Source organism: Silvimonas sp. JCM 19000 (assembly GCF_054652575.1).
The window spans coordinates 76089-91462 of record NZ_BAAIHC010000007.1; the positions used below are offsets into that span (position 1 = coordinate 76089).

A 15374-nucleotide genomic window follows, 5' to 3' on the forward strand; every position below is an offset into this window, starting at 1 on the left:
ATCTCTTGGTACGCGGGCGGCCGGTTTAATGGTTCCGGTCAGGCCCAGACTTTCCAGGGCGCCTGCTGGCTGGCCCAGAGTTCTTCCAGATGCGTTTTATCGCGCAGGGTATCCATCGGTTGCCAGAATCCAGCATGAAAATACGCCTGCAATTGATCTTGCTGTGCCAGGGTTTGCAAGGGGCCATCTTCCCACATCACATCTTCTGGTCCGATCAGATCAAGCACTTGCGGTTCCAGCACAAAAAAACCGCCATTAATCCAGCTGCCATCGCCTACCGGCTTTTCCAGAAAAGAAGTGACGCTGGTGCCATCCAGTTGCAATGCGCCAAAGCGTGCCGGCGGGCGCACTGCCGTCATGGTCGCCCATTTGCCATGCTGCCGATGGAATTGCAGCGAAGCGCTGATATCCACCGAGCCCACGCCGTCGCCATAGGTCATGCAGAACGTGCCATCCAGATGATCGGCAATCCGCTTGATACGGCCGCCGGTGCGGGTTAATTCGCCGGTATCCACCAGGGTAATGCGCCAGGGCTCGGCTTTCTTTTGATGCACCTTGACCTGATCACCCTGCATATCAATGGTCAGATCGGACATATGCAGACTGTAATTGGCAAAGTATTCCTTGATCATGTAGCCGCGATAGCCGCAGCAGATGACAAAGTCGTTAATACCATGCGCCGAATACATTTTAAGGATGTGCCACAAAATCGGTTTGCCGCCGATTTCGATCATGGGCTTGGGGCGTAAGGCGCTTTCTTCCGAAATGCGCGTGCCAAGACCGCCTGCCAGAATCACTGCTTTCATGGGTTTGCTCCAGGAACACGCTCATGCACATATTGCAGATTGATCGGGGCCAGCATGGCGGCAAACCAGGGCTCGCGGATATGCGCAAAGTAGTGCGGCGCGCCATTGGTTTCGAGATAAACATGCGCGTTCATGGATGCATCCCAGCGCGGCATCAACAGCGCGCGGGCGATTTCGTGCAGCGCCGTGATGCTGCCTATGCCCAGCATCACGCAAACCGCGATCGCGGCCGCTTGCTGGCGCTGCACTTGCCAGCGCACCTGATGCAGATAATCGATGGCGGCCAGGCACAGCACCATAAGCGGGGCAATCGAGGCGCGCATAACCAGATCGTTATTCGGCCCGAGGTGAAACAGCGGCAGGATAAACAGGATGGCGCCGGTGGTGAGCAGCAAGCCGTCACGGCGCTGGCGCAGCAACAGCGCCCACAGGACGGCAAATTCGCAAATTACAAACGCGACGTAGGCGATGGTGTGGGCGAGCAGGGGCACCGGATGGTTATCCATCCCGGCCACCGCGGCTGAATCCAGAATCAGATAAAACGCGCACAAGGCGGCAGGCAGCACAAACAGGGGCGCCAGCTTGAGCGTGGCCAGCACATCGGTGCGCTCGCGCAGATGCTTGACGGCATAAACCAGCATAAAGGGCAGGCAGCCGATGGTGGTCAGCGGTGACCATAACGGCAGCACGGCAATCCACAACGGCAGCAAGCGCAGGCCGCGCGGATCATGCCAGCGGGTATAGATAAAAGCGGCAAACAGCCAGCCCGGTAGCGTGTGGTTGGGCACCCAGAACAGCAGCGTGGAGTTGGACGAATACTGAAACAGCATCGCCCACCACTGGATATGTGCGGTGGAGAACAACGGTTGTGGATTAAACAGCAGCAGGCCGCCCAGCCAGTCCATGCCGCTGAACAAGGGCAGCACCAGCAGCATCAAGCCTATAAATTTCCAGCCTTGGCGCACCAGCGCCAGTTGCGCCATGACCAGCACCACGCCGAGATAAGTCCACAGCAGCAAGCCCAGCTGCGCCCATTGCAGGCCGACCAGCCGCCCCAGCAAGGCGGGTACCAGGTAGTAGCCAAGCGGGCAGCGCAATATCCATGATTCATGGCTAGGCAGCGCCTGCACCGCCAGCGGACCGGTAACCCGGGACAAATCCAGCAGCAGCGCATCGCGCACGTGCCAGTCAAAGTGATTGGCGTAAAACAGATGGCCCGCGCCACCAAGGGCGGTCCAGAGCAACGCCACCGCCAACAGGGCCAGCCACTGCAAGGGCGTAGGCCCGCGCCAATGGCTGCGTGCCTCGAGCGGTGCAGCACCCGTGCGCAGCGCCAGCACGCAACCGAGCGCCAGCAGCAATGCCAACGGAACGCCGTAGCCGGGCTTGAACCACGTCAGCAAAAAGATAAACACCGGTGCGGCCAGATACAGCGCAGCAGCACGGGTCAGCCAGGGGCAAATGCGTTCTGGAGCGGTGGACGGGGTCATTTTTCTTCGTGGTACTCGTCGTCGATATTGATCGCCCAGATAGCGGCTTTATCGCTATTGCCGCGCAGGATGTTTTCCACCGCCAGTTTGGCCGTCAGCATCGAATGATCCTGATTGTTATAGCGGTGCATACCATTACGCCCCACCAGATACAGATTGCGCAATTGATCGACCTGCTCGCGCAGCGTATCGAATTCGTTGTAGCTGCCAAAATAAGCCGGATAGGCTTTTTCGACCTTGACCACGGTGCCATCCAGCACATCGGCTTTTTCAATCAGGCCTATCTTGACCAGTTCATCCTGAGCAAAGGCAAAGAACTGCGCGCTTGGCATTTGCCACAGCGCGTCGCCTTCCGAACAGAAATATTCCAGACCCAACCAGACCGTATTGGCTTCATCAGCCACCAGATACGGGCTCCAGTTATTAAAGATCTGCAATCGGCCCAGTTTGACGTCGCGCTCCTGAATATAAATCCAGTTATCCGGCAGCAGATTGTTGGCGGTGCCGGGCAGGCTATGTTTGCTATGGCGCAATTTGCGCACCAACACGCCCACGGTAATGAAATCGCGATATTGCAGGCCAGCGGCAATGCGCTGTGCTTCAGCATTTAACGGCGGCTGTATGCCAGCCACCAGTTCGCGCATCGGCATGGTGGAAATCACATGGTCCGCGGCAAAGGTGACGTTCTGGTTTGTGGCCGCAGCGTGTGCCTGCACGCCGGTTACTTGCTCGCCTTCGCGCAGCAAACCCCAGACTTTGTGCTGAAAATGGATGGTGCCACCCAGCTTGCGCACTTGCTCCGCCACCACTTCCCACATCTGGCCGGGGCCCAGGCGCGGATAAAGAAATTGCTCAATCAGACTGGTTTTGACGGCTTGTTGCTGGCCACCGCCAAACAGGTTTTTACGGATCTGATTAGCGGCATGTTTTATGGCCTCGGTAATCGACAAACCCTTGATCCGCTGCGCGCCCCATTCCGAGCTGATTTCCTGGCAGGGCACGCCCCAGACTTTTTCGGTGTAATCCTTGAAAAAAGTCAGATAAAGCTCGCGGCCGAAGCGATTGATAATGAAATCTTCCAGGCTCTTTTCATTGCGGATGGGCGCCAGGCGCGCTTTGGCATAGCTGGCCAGAATACGGGCAATCCGGACCGGGCCCAGATTGCGCACGGTATTCAGATTCATTTTGACCGGGTAGTCAAAAAAGCTGCGCAAGAAATAAATCCGCGACAGCCGCGGCCGCAGCAGCATATGGCGCTCGGCATCGGCCCCGCCTTGCGTGGGTATGCTGCGCGTCTTGTTTTGATAAGAAATAAGCGCCTGATCGCCATCGCCTTTGGCGGGCAGGATTTGCTGCCACCAGTTCATGACCCAATCAGATTTGGAAAAAAAGCGATGCCCACCAATATCCATGCGATTGCCCTGGTAATTGATGGTTTTTGAAATGCCGCCGATATCGCTGGAGGATTCCAGTACGGTGACATTGAGGCCGGGTGCCGCGCGCAGCAGTTCCAGCGCGGCAGTCAGACCCGCCGGGCCTGCGCCGATGATGACGATATTTTGAGGTTTGGAGCTCATACAGATTCTTGGTGCAAACGCGTGGTGGCGCTAAGGCCAGGATGAGAGCGGACTTTGCTGAATAACACGGCGCGCCGCCCGGCAAAATTAAACACCAGCACCACCGCCGCAGCGAGCAGTTTGGCCAGCTGGAACTGCAGGCCCAGCTGTTGGGCACAGATCAGCATCACCACATCATTGATGACCAGGCCCACCAGGCCGATCGCGACAAAGATGGCAAATTCCAGCCAGCGCGATTGCAGGGTGTGGTTGCTGAATATCAGGCGCACACACAGGGCGTAATTGACGATGGCGCCCACGACAAAGCCTGCAGTGGCACCCAGCAACACGCTGCCGTGCAATGCTTTGACCACCAGCGTGAGCATGGCGAAGTCGCAGACAAAGGCGATGCCGCCGATGCCGATGTAGCCGAGGAACTGGCGCAGAAGCGAGTGCAGCGCAGACTTCGACGACTTCATGGTTCTACCTGCCGCTGGGCTGGCCCTTTACTAAGGAAAGGGGCGACGTGCTGGTATGGCAGTTTCGACCAGACCTTGCAGCTGTAAAGGTAGAGGCCATCGGGATACACCGGTGAATTAAATGACCAATGCGCTGCCGCTGGCAAATCACTTTTAACTCCAGTGACGATCCAGTCGATGCGGGGGTCCATCCGGCAGGTTTCCTGATTAATGGTATGCACTGAATCTGCACAAAGGCCTCGCACCCAATGGCTGAATTCGCAGCCTTGCCTCAGGTGATACTGCTCAGAGCGGGTAAAGCGCATTGCGTATTCGTTTGCGTAGTCTTTCCTGAACAGAACGGCCGCACCCAACATTGGATTTGTGTAAGTGGCGCGGTTCAAAATTTCCCAAGGCATGGGCTTAAACGTGTTCATGAATACCACATCACCCGCGGGAATCTGTTCGCTGATCGGGTTATTGAAAACGTTACTTTCGAATAAGCGGTCATCTTCTGAGCGGCGGTCCCATGTTGTGGCGCAACCAAGCATGCACACCGCAATGATTGCAATGCTGAACTGCCATCGGTTAATCCATGCAGCGACAACAAAAACGCAAAGACCCAAAAGAACGACTAAAGGTCGCAGGTACAACAACTGATATTGCGTATGCGCAAATTGCTGTGCCAAAAACAGCGAATCAAGGATGGAGCGATTGGCGATGGCCGTGCCTACGATAACCAATAGCAGGATATTGATCAGCCGGACCATGCCTGGCCGAACTGATGTCTCTCTCAAGAACGCGAGTGCTACGGCAAGGGCGACCACCGGAAATGCAGCGAGGGAGCTTTGCATTTCGATTGTCAGAATGCACAGACCGGCGGACCAGCGTGCGGTAGGCGGCAACTGCCTGCCTTGACATGCAATCCATCCCAGTACGAAGCCGGGGATCAAAAGCTGGAATAACCATAAGGTGCGCCAGAGTTGCAGCGACATTGCGAGGACACTATGGAGCCGTTCACCCAGCACGAAGCCCGCCAGAGGGCCTGCAACGGCTGCTATGACCAAGGCAAGCACAAGTCGACGCGAGCGTTCATCTGTTGCATAGCGCCAGAACAAAACGGACAAAGCCAATACACCTAGCTTTGGCAACCAGTCGTGGTCCTGCCAGCTCGTCAAAAACAGATTGTTGTTAAAAACTTTGAGGATGCTGAACCAGCCAGGATCGTAGGTGCGGAAAAGATCAGCAAAGGGCCCCACGTGGAACGCAGAAAGGGCCGCTGCCGCCAGCACCCCCAGAAGCGCGAGCAGCAGTCCAGCAGCTCTTGCCCGTACGAAAGGCGGATCAATCAGAAAATAGATATAACAAACTATGAGACCAGACAGCGCCATCAATGGATGGCAGCAGAACGCGAGTATCAGACCGCCCGCGGCGGCCCACATCCGGCGCTGGAATAACGAATAAAGCGCGAACAAAACCAACGGCTCAGCAAAACTACGTGCCGTAAGGAATGGCTCGCTATACCAGAACGAATTCTGTCCGCTGTAATACGGTGGCAGAACAAGTATCGCGCAAACCGCAACGGCGGCGGCCCACAGTGGTCCGACAATGCGCTTGAAGAACATCACAATAACTACAAACCACAGCGTATGGGCGAGGAATATCAATACCTGGCCTGCTGCGCCCAGCCCCAGCTTTTTGATTGCAAATGCAAAAATCGGCGTGAAAAGTGTGTAGTCGTCTTGTGAGCCGAACATGAAGAACGCATCGGTTGCGTAGTTCTGCGGATAAAGCCGGTGCAGCGCCTGGCCAAGATACAACATGCCATCGTGCCAATAGCCCAGCCACGGATTGGATGTTATCCAGACCAGGAACAGAAAACTGAGTAATACGGCCGGATTGTTCTTGCAGAAAGCCAGGATACGCGCGGAGAGGGGAGCATCAGGCGAGGGAAAGTCGGTTTTCAACAGTACAGCTCCGGCGGCAATACCGAGATGAGCGCTCGATGATATCGAAATGAGAATTACGTGTACGTACGCACTAACTAAAAAAGCCCCCACCCAAGGGTGAGGGCTTTCTGCGGGCGGATCATGCAAAGCATTATCCGCTTCGGGATATTAGCGGCAGACGGCCGGGGCGTACTTGGCCGGCAAGGTACCTTGCGACGAACCGCTAATCTTGTTGGTGTGACCAACCGCGCTGCAATCCCACTGAACAGCATCAGTCGGGATAGTGCCGGTAGCCAGAGCAGTATTGGCTGCGCTGCTATTTTTGTAGTAAGGCACCAGATACAGGTTACCGCTGCCTGCAGTCGCCGTGTAGACGATGCCAACTTCGCCGGTGCTGCTCGAAACGGTCACCGAGGTCACGTTAGCGGTAGAGCCAGGAATTTGATAGCCCAGATCGAATGCGCTGGAACCGTTAGCAGCATTGTCAGCAACCACAGTCTTGGCTGCATCGCCCAGACCCAGACCTTCAGTAACCTTGGCGCGGATGATGTAGTTCTGGTAAGCCGGGATAGCCACGGCAGCCAGGATACCGATGATCGCAACCACGATCATCAATTCAATCAGGGTAAAACCCTTTTGCATGCGTTTCATTTTTGAACTCTCCAAATATTGGTGGTGTGCGGTAGCACCGCGCCGACAAATATTAGCAAAAGCTGTGCCATCGTCTGGCGTACGCCTGGCGCAGCCAGACGCAGGTTTGCGCTTTGCCCGAGATTACGTATAATCGCGGCTCTTGCCGTTGTAGCTCAGTTGGTAGAGCAACTGATTCGTAATCAGTAGGTCGAGTGTTCGATTCACTTCAACGGCACCAAAGCTAGTAAACAAAAGGGGTCAGACTGCGGTCTGGCCCCTTTTGTTTTGGCGTCGCGGCGATGGCGGCCGACCTGGCGACCGGTCATCCTGGCCGTTCGTTCAATATGCGAATATTGCGTTTGTCGATAATGCCGCACGCCTGTCGCTGACTAAAGGCGGCGTAAGCTTTCCAGCAAAAAGGCCAGCTGCATGCGCAAGCTGGCCTTTTTGCGTCTCAAGTGACGAATTTCGTCACCCGTCGACTTCAAAAATTGTCAGAAAACGTGGGCGCTCAAGCGATGGCGGGCTGTTTGCCCGTCAAAAGATAGTCGATCAGCTCGCGTACCGGCCGGATCGCGGCGCCGAAGGGCAATGGATCAGCGCCACGGAAGAACAAGCCACGCGCCACTTCGCCGCGCATGGCCGCCGCCAGCTTGAGGTCGATGCAGAACTGCCCGACCTTGGCCAGGCCGTCGCGCAACCCGCATACCGACAAACAATTCATGCCTTGCGTGCAGCGGCCGGGGTCAGCTTTGGCGTTGGATTGCAGGCGTGCCTCGCGGTTGATGTAGTTCTTTAGCCAGGGCGTGAGCACGGCGCGGGCGGGCAAGCCAGCCACGCTCATAAACTCGACGATATCGTCGGGCCCGGCATTGGCCAGTACTTGTTTGAAGTTCTCGTGCGCATCGCCTTCCTGCGTTACGGCAAAAGCGGTGCCGAGCTGGACCGCGCTGGCGCCATTCTCGAGGTAATGCGCCACCTGCGCGTGTTGATTGATGCCGCCAGCCACAATCAGCGGTACCTGGCGTTCTGCCAGTTGCAGATCGCGGAATACCTGATGGGTTTCAGCCAGTACCCGATCAAATTCAAATTTGGGATTGTTGATATCGTCGATGCGCGTCGCGCCGAGGTGGCCGCCCGCGTGGGCCGGATGCTCGATCACGATGGCGTCAGGCAGGCGGTTCTTTTTGATCCACTTCTTCAGGATGACGGCGATGCCGCGGCTATCGGACAGGATAGGAATCAGCGCGATGTGCGGAAAAGCAGAGGTAATCTCGGGCAGGTCCAGCGGCAGGCCCGCGCCCATGACGATGGCGTCGGCGCCAGATTCGCAGGCCTGGCGTACATAGCCTTCGTTCGAAGTCACGGCCTTCATCACGTTCACTGCCAACATGCCGTTGCCGGCTGCGGTTTGCTGCGCCAGTTTGATTTCGCGATCGAGGGCGACAAAGTTGATGGCATCCAGCCCGGCCTGGTCTTTGATGTCTTTGCTTTGTGCCAGCAAATCCGGGTGATGGTGGCGCAAATCCACCGAAGCCAGTGTTCCGACGGCGCCCAATGCTGCGACGGCGCCCGCCAGCTTGTGCGCGGAGACGCCCACGCCCATGCCGCCCTGAACGACCGGGAGCAAAGATTTGCCCTTGATCAGCAGGGGATTAAAGCGATGGTTGAGCATGGAAGCGGCCTTTGGCGAGAAGATTAAGAGCCGCGAGTCTGCCGGTTTCGCTCCGCGCAATTCTTGATAAAGATCAAAACGGCTTAGCGAAGATGATGCTGTCAAAAATATTCACGTTATCCGCGCACGCTGAAGTGCGGAAACAAGCTGCCCATTTCAGCCATAAAGCGGGCCTCGGGCCAGGCCTTGGTCAGCGGCAAAGACTGGCCACAACCGTTGGCACGGTAGGGTTGCAGCGCAAAATGCTGCACGCCCTGCACCGCCAGCGTGGTAGCCAGACGCCGCAATTGTTCGGTGCTGAGCAGGTCGGGATGAAAGGTGGTGCGGCATTCGTAATCCACACCGCTTTCGATCAAACGCGTTAGCGACACGCGTGCTTGCGCGCCGCTATCCAGTTTGTGCGTGATCTGTTTGTAATCGGCGAACGGCGCTTTGACATCAAAGCCCACCCAGTCCAGCAAGGGCAGGCACTGCGTCAGCCTGTCCGGCCACGCGCCGCCGGTGTGCAGCGCAGTTTTCATGCCCAGCGCTTTAACGTCGGCCAGCAGGCGCGGCAGGGTAGGCTCGCTCAAGGGTTCGCCGCCGGAAAACACGACCGCATCCAGCAAATGCAGCCGTGTTCGCAGCCAGAGCAGGGTATCGGCCCAACCTGGCGCGCCCGCATGGCGTTTACGGCTGAGCAGATGCGGATTGTGGCAATAACTGCAGCGCCATGGGCAGCCAGCCAGAAAGACCACGCACGCCAGCTTGCCGGGGTAATCCACGCTGGAAAACGGGATCAGTCCGCCGATTACGGGTTGCCTGGTTTGCGCAGTCATAGTCATGGCGCTCTGCTTTATTGTTTAAAGAACTTGCGCTCGGCAAATTCGCCTTGCTTGCCGATATTGAAGGCCGAAACCGGCCGGTGATAGCCCATTACGCGGGTCCATACTTCGCAGCGTGTGCGGAGTGCCGCGTCGAGTTGCGCGGCGCTTTGTTGCAGTACTTCAGGGCGAATCGGCGCGTTCATGAGTGCTTTCCTTTTGAGTGAATTGGTTTCAGGCCACGAGATCAGGCATGCCCAGCAATTCGGCATCGCAGCGCGGGCAGAACTCGTGTTGGCCACTTAAATAGCCATGCTTGGGACAGATCGAAAACGTGGGGGAAATGGTGATATAGGGCAGGCGGAATTGCGTCAGCGCGCGTTGCACCAGAGTACGGCAGGCATCGGCCGAAACCATCGCTTCGTTCATATACAAGTGCAACACGGTGCCGCCGGTATATTGCCGCTGCAGCGCTTCTTGCTGTTCCAGCGCGTGGAACGGGTCATCGGTATAACCCACCGGCAATTGCGTTGAATTGGTGTAATACGGCTGGTCCGGCGTACCCGCTTGCAGAATGCCGGGGCAGCAGCGTTGATCGGCTTTGGCAAACCGGTACGTCGTGCCTTCGGCCGGCGTGGCTTCCAGGTTGTATAGATGGCCGGTTTGTTCCTGGAATTGCGCAATACGTTCGCGGATATGCGCCATCAAACGCAAAGCCAGGCTTTTGCCGCTGACGCTGGTGATGTCGTCTGTGTTGGCGCTGAAATTGCGGATCATTTCATTAACGCCATTCACGCCCACGGTGCTGAAATGATTGCGCAGGGTGCCCAGATAGCGCTGGGTATAGGGATACAGGCCGCCATCCATAAAGCGTTGTATCAGTTCACGTTTGATTTCCAGACTGTCGCGCGCCAGGTCGAGCAGTTCATCCACGCGCGCCAGCAATGCGGTTTCATCGCCTTGATATTCAAAACCGAGGCGTGCGCAATTCAACGTGACCACGCCCAGGCTGCCGGTTTGTTCGGCCGAGCCAAACAGCCCATTGCCGCGCTTGAGCAATTCACGCAAATCCAGCTGCAGCCGGCAGCACATCGACCGCACCATATGCGGCTCCAGATCGCTATTCAAAAAATTCTGGAAGTAAGGCAGACCGTAACGCGCGGTCATTTCAAACAGCGGGCGGGTATTGGGGTGTTCCCACGGAAAATCGCGGGTGATGTTGTAAGTGGGAATTGGAAAGGTAAACACACGGCCGCGCGCGTCGCCTTCGGTCATGACTTCGATATAGGCGCGATTAAGCATATCCATTTCGGCTTGCAATTCGCCGTAGGTAAACGGCATTTCTTCGCCGCCCACATAAGGGATTTGTTCGCGCAAATCGGCCGGGCAAACCCAATCAAAAGTCAGATTGGTAAACGGTGTTTGTGTGCCCCAGCGGCTGGGCACATTCAGATTAAAAATCAGTTCTTGTATGCATTGTTTGACGGCGGCATAACTGAGCTTGTCCACGCGGACCAGCGGCGCCAGATAGGTATCGAACGAAGAAAACGCCTGCGCGCCAGCCCATTCATTTTGCAAAGTGCCGAGGAAGTTAACAATCTGGCCGATGGCGCTGGATAAATGCCTGGGGGGCCGCGCATCGATCTTGCCAGGTACGCCGTTAAAACCTTCGTGCAATAAACGACGCAAGGACCAACCGGCGCAGTAGCCGCACAACATGTCCAGATCATGGATATGCATGGCGCCGCTACGATGGGCGGCGCTTACTTCGGCCGGGTAAACCGCGTCGAGCCAGTAATTGGCGATGACCTTGCCGCTGGTGTTCAGAATCAGCCCGCCCAGACTCCAGCCCTGGTTGGCATTGGCATTGACGCGCCAGTCCGATTTGTCCAGATATTCATTGAGCGTAGCAATGGGATCGACCAGCGTGGCGGCCGCGCTGCGCAAGGTGGGCAGCGGGTTGCGGCTAACAGGGGCAGACATCGGCGGGCCTCAAGATATGGTGTTCGTTGGAATAAACGACACCATATCTTGTGTTTGCGGCGAGCGAAACACACAAGCCGCGCATATTTGATGTTCGTCAAATTAAGGCTTGAAATCCTGCAACCCAAGAGTGAAATCAACGAATACGGCATCTGTAGAGGCCGAGTATTTAAGGAGCTAGACGTTTGCTTGCGGCCAGCTCGGCGACCTTCGGCGGCGCTGTGCGGCGCACGTTGCAAACGGAATCCGCCAAGGGGCGCAACGGCAGGTGGGTTAATTCAACAGATCAATGAACGCCTCAATAGAAAATCAGGGGCGTTCACTTCTTAAGCTAAATGGATATCAAGCGACAGCCTATAGCGTGGTGTTAGCCAAGTTAAAACAAGGGTGGGGTTGTTCCTTCATGGATTCCACTGAGCTGAGAGGGCATATATTGGTAACCCCGCCGTGGTGCAATGGATATGTTCGAGAAGGACTGCCAAACCGTTCATTCTGGATGAACGGTTATTTTTGAAACGCAATACCCAGAGGTCGCCTATCGGATGGCCCATGACCCTGGCTTTCCGATACTGGCAGCAAGTTGCAGGCGCGCTGTCCTCCACTCCTGTGAATCTGACGCCGGGGATGAATGTGACGGTGGAGGTTAAAACCGGGAAGAGAATAGTTGCGGAGTATTTTTTAAGTCCGTTGATTGATTATGGAAGTGAGAGTTTGCGGGAACGCTAGTTATCCTGATCGCGGCCTGAGAATAGGGAAGTATTAAATGAACATAATCAAATTTCGTACGCTGGGCGCGCTGGCTTTCGGCGTCATGTCCATGTGCGCATTAGCTGCGTCACAAACTACGCAGGGGCCGACGCCATCCACATCGGTGGGCGATAAGATTATTGGCCATATTGATGCCACGAATCTGCAGTGCACGGAAATTTCCCGGATCGCAAATATTGTCTCCTTGACCGCGGGGCTCGTTAATGGCCATGGACTGCAGGCCCGCTTTTCCGGCCCGCGTTCAATCACATCGGGTTCGCTTGGGGATCTTTATGTGGCTGACTTTGACAGCGGAAATATACGCAGGGTGACGCAAAGCGGAGATGTCAGCGATCTGCTGGCAGAACGGCGGCGCGGCCAGCCCGCCAGCGCCTATACAAATTCAATGCGTATTGAATGGCCGAATAGCATCACGACAGATTCTGCGGGAAATGTCTTTGTTAGTGACGTTAAAGATAATTCAGTTAAGAAGATTGATGCACATGGGCATATCAGTGTAATCGCAAAAAATAGCGCGATTCAGGAGCAGAGTCATCGGGAGATGAATTTTTATCTTCCCGGCGCATTGGTGATTGATCACCGCGGTAATCTATTTGTTGCTGATGCGGGTACGCGAATCCAGAAAGTTTCGCCATCAGGGAATGTAACGACATGGGTTGGCGAAAGCGTAGGTGAAGCGGCTGGCTTCGATGTCGACGGTGCGGCCAATGTCGCGCGATTTGGCGTCATTATGGGTATGACCATTGACGATAACGACACCATTTTCATTGCTGAGGGTTCCGGCACTATCCGGCGTATTACACCAGATGGAGTGGTCACCACCCTGGCTGGAAAAAATGGTCAGCACGGCAGCGTAGATGCGGCCGGAGCAGAGGCTAGATTTAGAATTCCCCGTTCAATTGCGTGGGATGGAAAGCAGAATTTCTATGTGGTGGACGACGATAAATCGGTAAGAAAGGTCTCGTATTCTGGGGAAGTAAAGACTGTCGTGCGATTTAGCGAACCCGACGATGCAGATTTTTTAGATTACCGACAATACATCAGTCTTTATGCCATTAATATCGGTCGTGACGGAACCATTAATTTATCGGATACGATGAGAAATTCGATTTATCGATTAAATGAAGATGGAACTGTTGGCCTGATAGCCGGCGCTGATTTGGCCGAGATATTTAAGGGTAAAAAATGGGTGGAATCGAAAACTCAACCTGGTTCGTGCAAGCTGACTAAATTAGATAATGGACCAGGCTGAAATAGAGGTTTGTTGTTTCTTGCACTGCCAGTAGCAATAATCGGTAATTTTATTAATTTAAATTACGAATCAGGAGAAAAATATGGCTGGCTATATAGATGCTAGCGGTAATATCAAAGTTCCGGTGTCTGGCGGAACGGTATCCATAAAAACTTTGAATGGGACCATCACTGTATCTAAAGGTGGATTAACGGTTGTTCAGGACGTCACCAAAATCACCGGGACTATTAATCTGGGCGGGATTTCATTCTCATCAGGTTCGAGCGGCACCGGTAGTGTTACATTTCGAGATGGCATTGCAAGTGCCACAGTTGGATTCAATACTTCTAGCGGCGCGGTCAGCACCGTTGCGGCGGCACCCCGTCAGGGATGCTTTCTCATGATGTCTCCCGGCGTTGCGCTACCGTGCTGCGGCTGCAGTGCCGCAGACGTGCACATCGCCAATTGCATCAGGCTGGTGTGCGAAACCTCTGTACTGTGCCTTCCCACCACCCGCCAATCAGCTCTGTTTCAACATAATTTTCTGTCGTGTATTTGCCGATTGTTATACGCCAGAATTCGCGTGCTGAATGATTCAATACCATCTGGCCCACTTCCCAGTTACCGCCAAGAGAATTAAAGGCGTGTTCTGCAAGGGATTTGCCTATTCCGGTGCGCCTGAATTTTTTCATTACAAAAAACTGGTCTATCCAGAATCCGTCAGGCCCGATTTTCACCGATTTGTCGACGAGACAGAATCCCGCATACTGCCCGTTCACTTTAGCCATGAACACAAAATGATCCTCATTGTCCCAAAATTTCTCAAGAGGGTATCCGTATTCACCTTGCGCATTCAGGTCTTGATCCCAGATATCTGTCATTTCATATTGATAAAGCTCTAACATTTTGTATAGAACTTGATGAACTGATCGATCTGCTTTAAAAAATTCTATATCGGGTTGTTGCACATTATTCACCGTGGCATATAGCGCGGAGTATCCATCGCTGTTAGTCGTCAACGTTTTATACAACCTTAAATCGATTTAGACTTTAGTACCGGCGGGCGGCCCGTAAAGCGTAGCTCTAGCGACAGGTAAGGCGCCTTTTCGAGGCATCGTCCTGCGCAGCGGCAACAACCATCCGGCAGCGCCCATTCTTGCTTTTGGTCCTCCGGCTGGCAACGAAATGGCAGCCATATGTATGCATAAATGACGAACCTTGCCGTTTTCTGTTAAACAATTTTGGATTATGTGCGATTTTGCTGGTCGGGCCGGCCTGCCCGTATGAGCCCCGCCGCGGGACTCAGCATATTCCTGTATGGGCCGCGTTCTTGCGCTGCATAGCCCCATTCCAATATCGATATATTGGGTGATGAGAAAATAGCAAATATGAAATTAAAAGCCATTGTGCTTGGGGTATGGACAGCGCTTTACGTCTTCGCCAGGCCAGGATGACTGCAGTCATTGATGTTGCGGGCATCCAGTGCCAATGCATATCGATTGCGACGTCGGTGACGCGCCGCAATCGGCTGAAACGTCCTGCGCTAGCGTCCATGCAAAATTGTGCTTACTTATGGAGTTCATATGGATACTAGAAAAGCGGGCAGACACCTTATCGTCCTCGCCGTTTTAATTTCGTTATGTGGCGTGGTCATCCATATCGGTGCGATTTTCGTGGGATTGTCGTGGCTAAGGTTTTTCAATGCGCCGCAAAGCGTGCTGTCATCCTACGAAGCAGGGACCTGGCTGGCGCCAGTAAGCTGTCTCGTGATTGCCGGATTAATGGGCACCTGTGCGTACTACGCTGCGTCAGCGCTTGACGTTGTGCGGCGCCCGCCGTTACAACGCACCGGCTTGCTGTTGATGTCGGCCATATGTGTTGTGCGTGCCGCACTCCTACCCATTCTGGCCATCCGACATCCAGAATTAAGAAATACCTTCGAGATCCTGGCTGCATTGATCTGGGGGAGCGCCGGGGTGGGCTTTATCGTGAGCTTTTTTGTGACCTCATGATCGGCGCGGC

General features: G+C 54.9%; 13 protein-coding genes, 1 tRNA gene and 1 pseudogene. 4 read left to right on the top strand and 11 right to left on the bottom strand.

All coding sequences use genetic code 11. The annotated features are described in order from the left end of the window. Nucleotides 1-38: 38 nt before the first annotated feature. From rfbF to ACYQ1A_RS08650, 6 genes are all read right to left on the bottom strand, one after another. Nucleotides 39-806, bottom strand: a complete 768-nt coding sequence (rfbF, locus tag ACYQ1A_RS08625) for a glucose-1-phosphate cytidylyltransferase (protein WP_499361700.1) — start codon at nucleotides 804-806, stop codon at nucleotides 39-41. Further along, nucleotides 803-2296, bottom strand: a complete 1494-nt coding sequence (locus tag ACYQ1A_RS08630) for a hypothetical protein (protein ID WP_499361701.1) — start codon at nucleotides 2294-2296, stop codon at nucleotides 803-805. Before ACYQ1A_RS08630 ends, rfbF begins: the two co-directional genes overlap by 4 nt. Then, nucleotides 2293-3873 (bottom strand): NAD(P)/FAD-dependent oxidoreductase, encoded by a 1581-nt coding sequence (locus tag ACYQ1A_RS08635; RefSeq protein ID WP_499361702.1) that lies wholly within the window; start codon nucleotides 3871-3873, stop codon nucleotides 2293-2295. The genes ACYQ1A_RS08630 and ACYQ1A_RS08635 overlap by 4 nt, the downstream gene beginning before the upstream one ends. Continuing rightward, nucleotides 3870-4331: a GtrA family protein gene (locus ACYQ1A_RS08640; RefSeq protein ID WP_499361703.1), complete on the bottom strand. Its 462-nt coding sequence runs from the start codon at nucleotides 4329-4331 to the stop codon at nucleotides 3870-3872. The genes ACYQ1A_RS08635 and ACYQ1A_RS08640 overlap by 4 nt, the downstream gene beginning before the upstream one ends. Continuing rightward, a complete protein-coding gene (locus ACYQ1A_RS08645) occupies nucleotides 4328-6277 on the bottom strand; it encodes a hypothetical protein (protein ID WP_499361704.1) in 1950 nt (649 codons plus the stop codon). The genes ACYQ1A_RS08640 and ACYQ1A_RS08645 overlap by 4 nt, the downstream gene beginning before the upstream one ends. Nucleotides 6278-6427: 150 nt before the next feature. Further along, on the bottom strand, nucleotides 6428-6910 hold the full coding sequence (locus ACYQ1A_RS08650; RefSeq protein WP_499361705.1) for a pilin: 483 nt from the start codon (nucleotides 6908-6910) through the stop codon (nucleotides 6428-6430). Nucleotides 6911-7054: 144 nt separating this feature from the next. Between ACYQ1A_RS08650 and ACYQ1A_RS08655 the strand changes: the two genes are divergently transcribed. Further along, nucleotides 7055-7130, top strand: a tRNA-Thr gene (locus tag ACYQ1A_RS08655). A 273-nt stretch (nucleotides 7131-7403) separates the two neighbouring features. Here ACYQ1A_RS08655 and ACYQ1A_RS08660 read toward each other — a convergent pair. The 4 genes from ACYQ1A_RS08660 to ACYQ1A_RS08675 all read right to left on the bottom strand — a co-directional run bounded on the left by ACYQ1A_RS08660 (nucleotide 7404) and on the right by ACYQ1A_RS08675 (nucleotide 11353). Further along, nucleotides 7404-8567 (bottom strand): NAD(P)H-dependent flavin oxidoreductase, encoded by a 1164-nt coding sequence (locus ACYQ1A_RS08660; RefSeq protein WP_499361706.1) that lies wholly within the window; start codon nucleotides 8565-8567, stop codon nucleotides 7404-7406. A 116-nt stretch (nucleotides 8568-8683) separates the two neighbouring features. Continuing rightward, entirely contained in the window at nucleotides 8684-9391 is a 708-nt protein-coding gene (locus ACYQ1A_RS08665; protein WP_499361707.1) for an anaerobic ribonucleoside-triphosphate reductase activating protein, read from the bottom strand. Nucleotides 9392-9402: 11 nt separating this feature from the next. Next, on the bottom strand, nucleotides 9403-9576 hold the full coding sequence (nrdD, locus tag ACYQ1A_RS08670; protein ID WP_499361708.1) for an anaerobic ribonucleoside-triphosphate reductase: 174 nt from the start codon (nucleotides 9574-9576) through the stop codon (nucleotides 9403-9405). 28 nt (nucleotides 9577-9604) lie between these two features. Next, nucleotides 9605-11353: a ribonucleoside triphosphate reductase gene (locus tag ACYQ1A_RS08675; RefSeq protein WP_499361709.1), complete on the bottom strand. Its 1749-nt coding sequence runs from the start codon at nucleotides 11351-11353 to the stop codon at nucleotides 9605-9607. A 606-nt stretch (nucleotides 11354-11959) separates the two neighbouring features. Here ACYQ1A_RS08675 and ACYQ1A_RS08680 point away from each other — a divergent pair. Next, nucleotides 11960-12079 (top strand): annotated as a pseudogene (locus ACYQ1A_RS08680) (hemolysin secretion D, plasmid domain protein); the annotation flags it as partial. A gap of 37 nt (nucleotides 12080-12116) precedes the next feature. After that, complete coding sequence (locus ACYQ1A_RS08685; RefSeq protein WP_499361710.1) at nucleotides 12117-13373, top strand: NHL repeat-containing protein; 1257 nt, start codon at nucleotides 12117-12119, stop codon at nucleotides 13371-13373. Between the two features lie 449 nt (nucleotides 13374-13822). On the opposite strand, the gene ACYQ1A_RS08690 is transcribed toward ACYQ1A_RS08685, so the two are convergent. Beyond that, complete coding sequence (locus ACYQ1A_RS08690; RefSeq protein WP_499361711.1) at nucleotides 13823-14320, bottom strand: GNAT family N-acetyltransferase; 498 nt, start codon at nucleotides 14318-14320, stop codon at nucleotides 13823-13825. 615 nt (nucleotides 14321-14935) lie between these two features. On the opposite strand from ACYQ1A_RS08690, the gene ACYQ1A_RS08695 reads away from it, so the two are divergent. Continuing rightward, nucleotides 14936-15364, top strand: coding sequence for a hypothetical protein (locus ACYQ1A_RS08695; protein WP_499361712.1), 429 nt, complete (start codon nucleotides 14936-14938; stop codon nucleotides 15362-15364). The last annotated feature ends 10 nt before the right edge of the window (nucleotides 15365-15374 follow it).

What these genes read in the sequence shown, in the direction of transcription:
- rfbF (WP_499361700.1), bottom strand. Translation starts at nt 806, where the DNA reads ATGAAAGCAGTGATTCTGGCAGGCGGTCTTGGCACGCGCATTTCGGAA.
- ACYQ1A_RS08630 (WP_499361701.1), bottom strand. Translation starts at nt 2,296, where the DNA reads ATGACCCCGTCCACCGCTCCAGAACGCATTTGCCCCTGGCTGACCCGT.
- ACYQ1A_RS08635 (WP_499361702.1), bottom strand. Translation starts at nt 3,873, where the DNA reads ATGAGCTCCAAACCTCAAAATATCGTCATCATCGGCGCAGGCCCGGCG.
- ACYQ1A_RS08640 (WP_499361703.1), bottom strand. Translation starts at nt 4,331, where the DNA reads ATGAAGTCGTCGAAGTCTGCGCTGCACTCGCTTCTGCGCCAGTTCCTC.
- ACYQ1A_RS08650 (WP_499361705.1), bottom strand. Translation starts at nt 6,910, where the DNA reads ATGAAACGCATGCAAAAGGGTTTTACCCTGATTGAATTGATGATCGTG.
- ACYQ1A_RS08660 (WP_499361706.1), bottom strand. Translation starts at nt 8,567, where the DNA reads ATGCTCAACCATCGCTTTAATCCCCTGCTGATCAAGGGCAAATCTTTG.
- ACYQ1A_RS08665 (WP_499361707.1), bottom strand. Translation starts at nt 9,391, where the DNA reads ATGACTATGACTGCGCAAACCAGGCAACCCGTAATCGGCGGACTGATC.
- nrdD (WP_499361708.1), bottom strand. Translation starts at nt 9,576, where the DNA reads ATGAACGCGCCGATTCGCCCTGAAGTACTGCAACAAAGCGCCGCGCAA.
- ACYQ1A_RS08675 (WP_499361709.1), bottom strand. Translation starts at nt 11,353, where the DNA reads ATGTCTGCCCCTGTTAGCCGCAACCCGCTGCCCACCTTGCGCAGCGCG.
- ACYQ1A_RS08685 (WP_499361710.1), top strand. Translation starts at nt 12,117, where the DNA reads ATGAACATAATCAAATTTCGTACGCTGGGCGCGCTGGCTTTCGGCGTC.
- ACYQ1A_RS08695 (WP_499361712.1), top strand. Translation starts at nt 14,936, where the DNA reads ATGGATACTAGAAAAGCGGGCAGACACCTTATCGTCCTCGCCGTTTTA.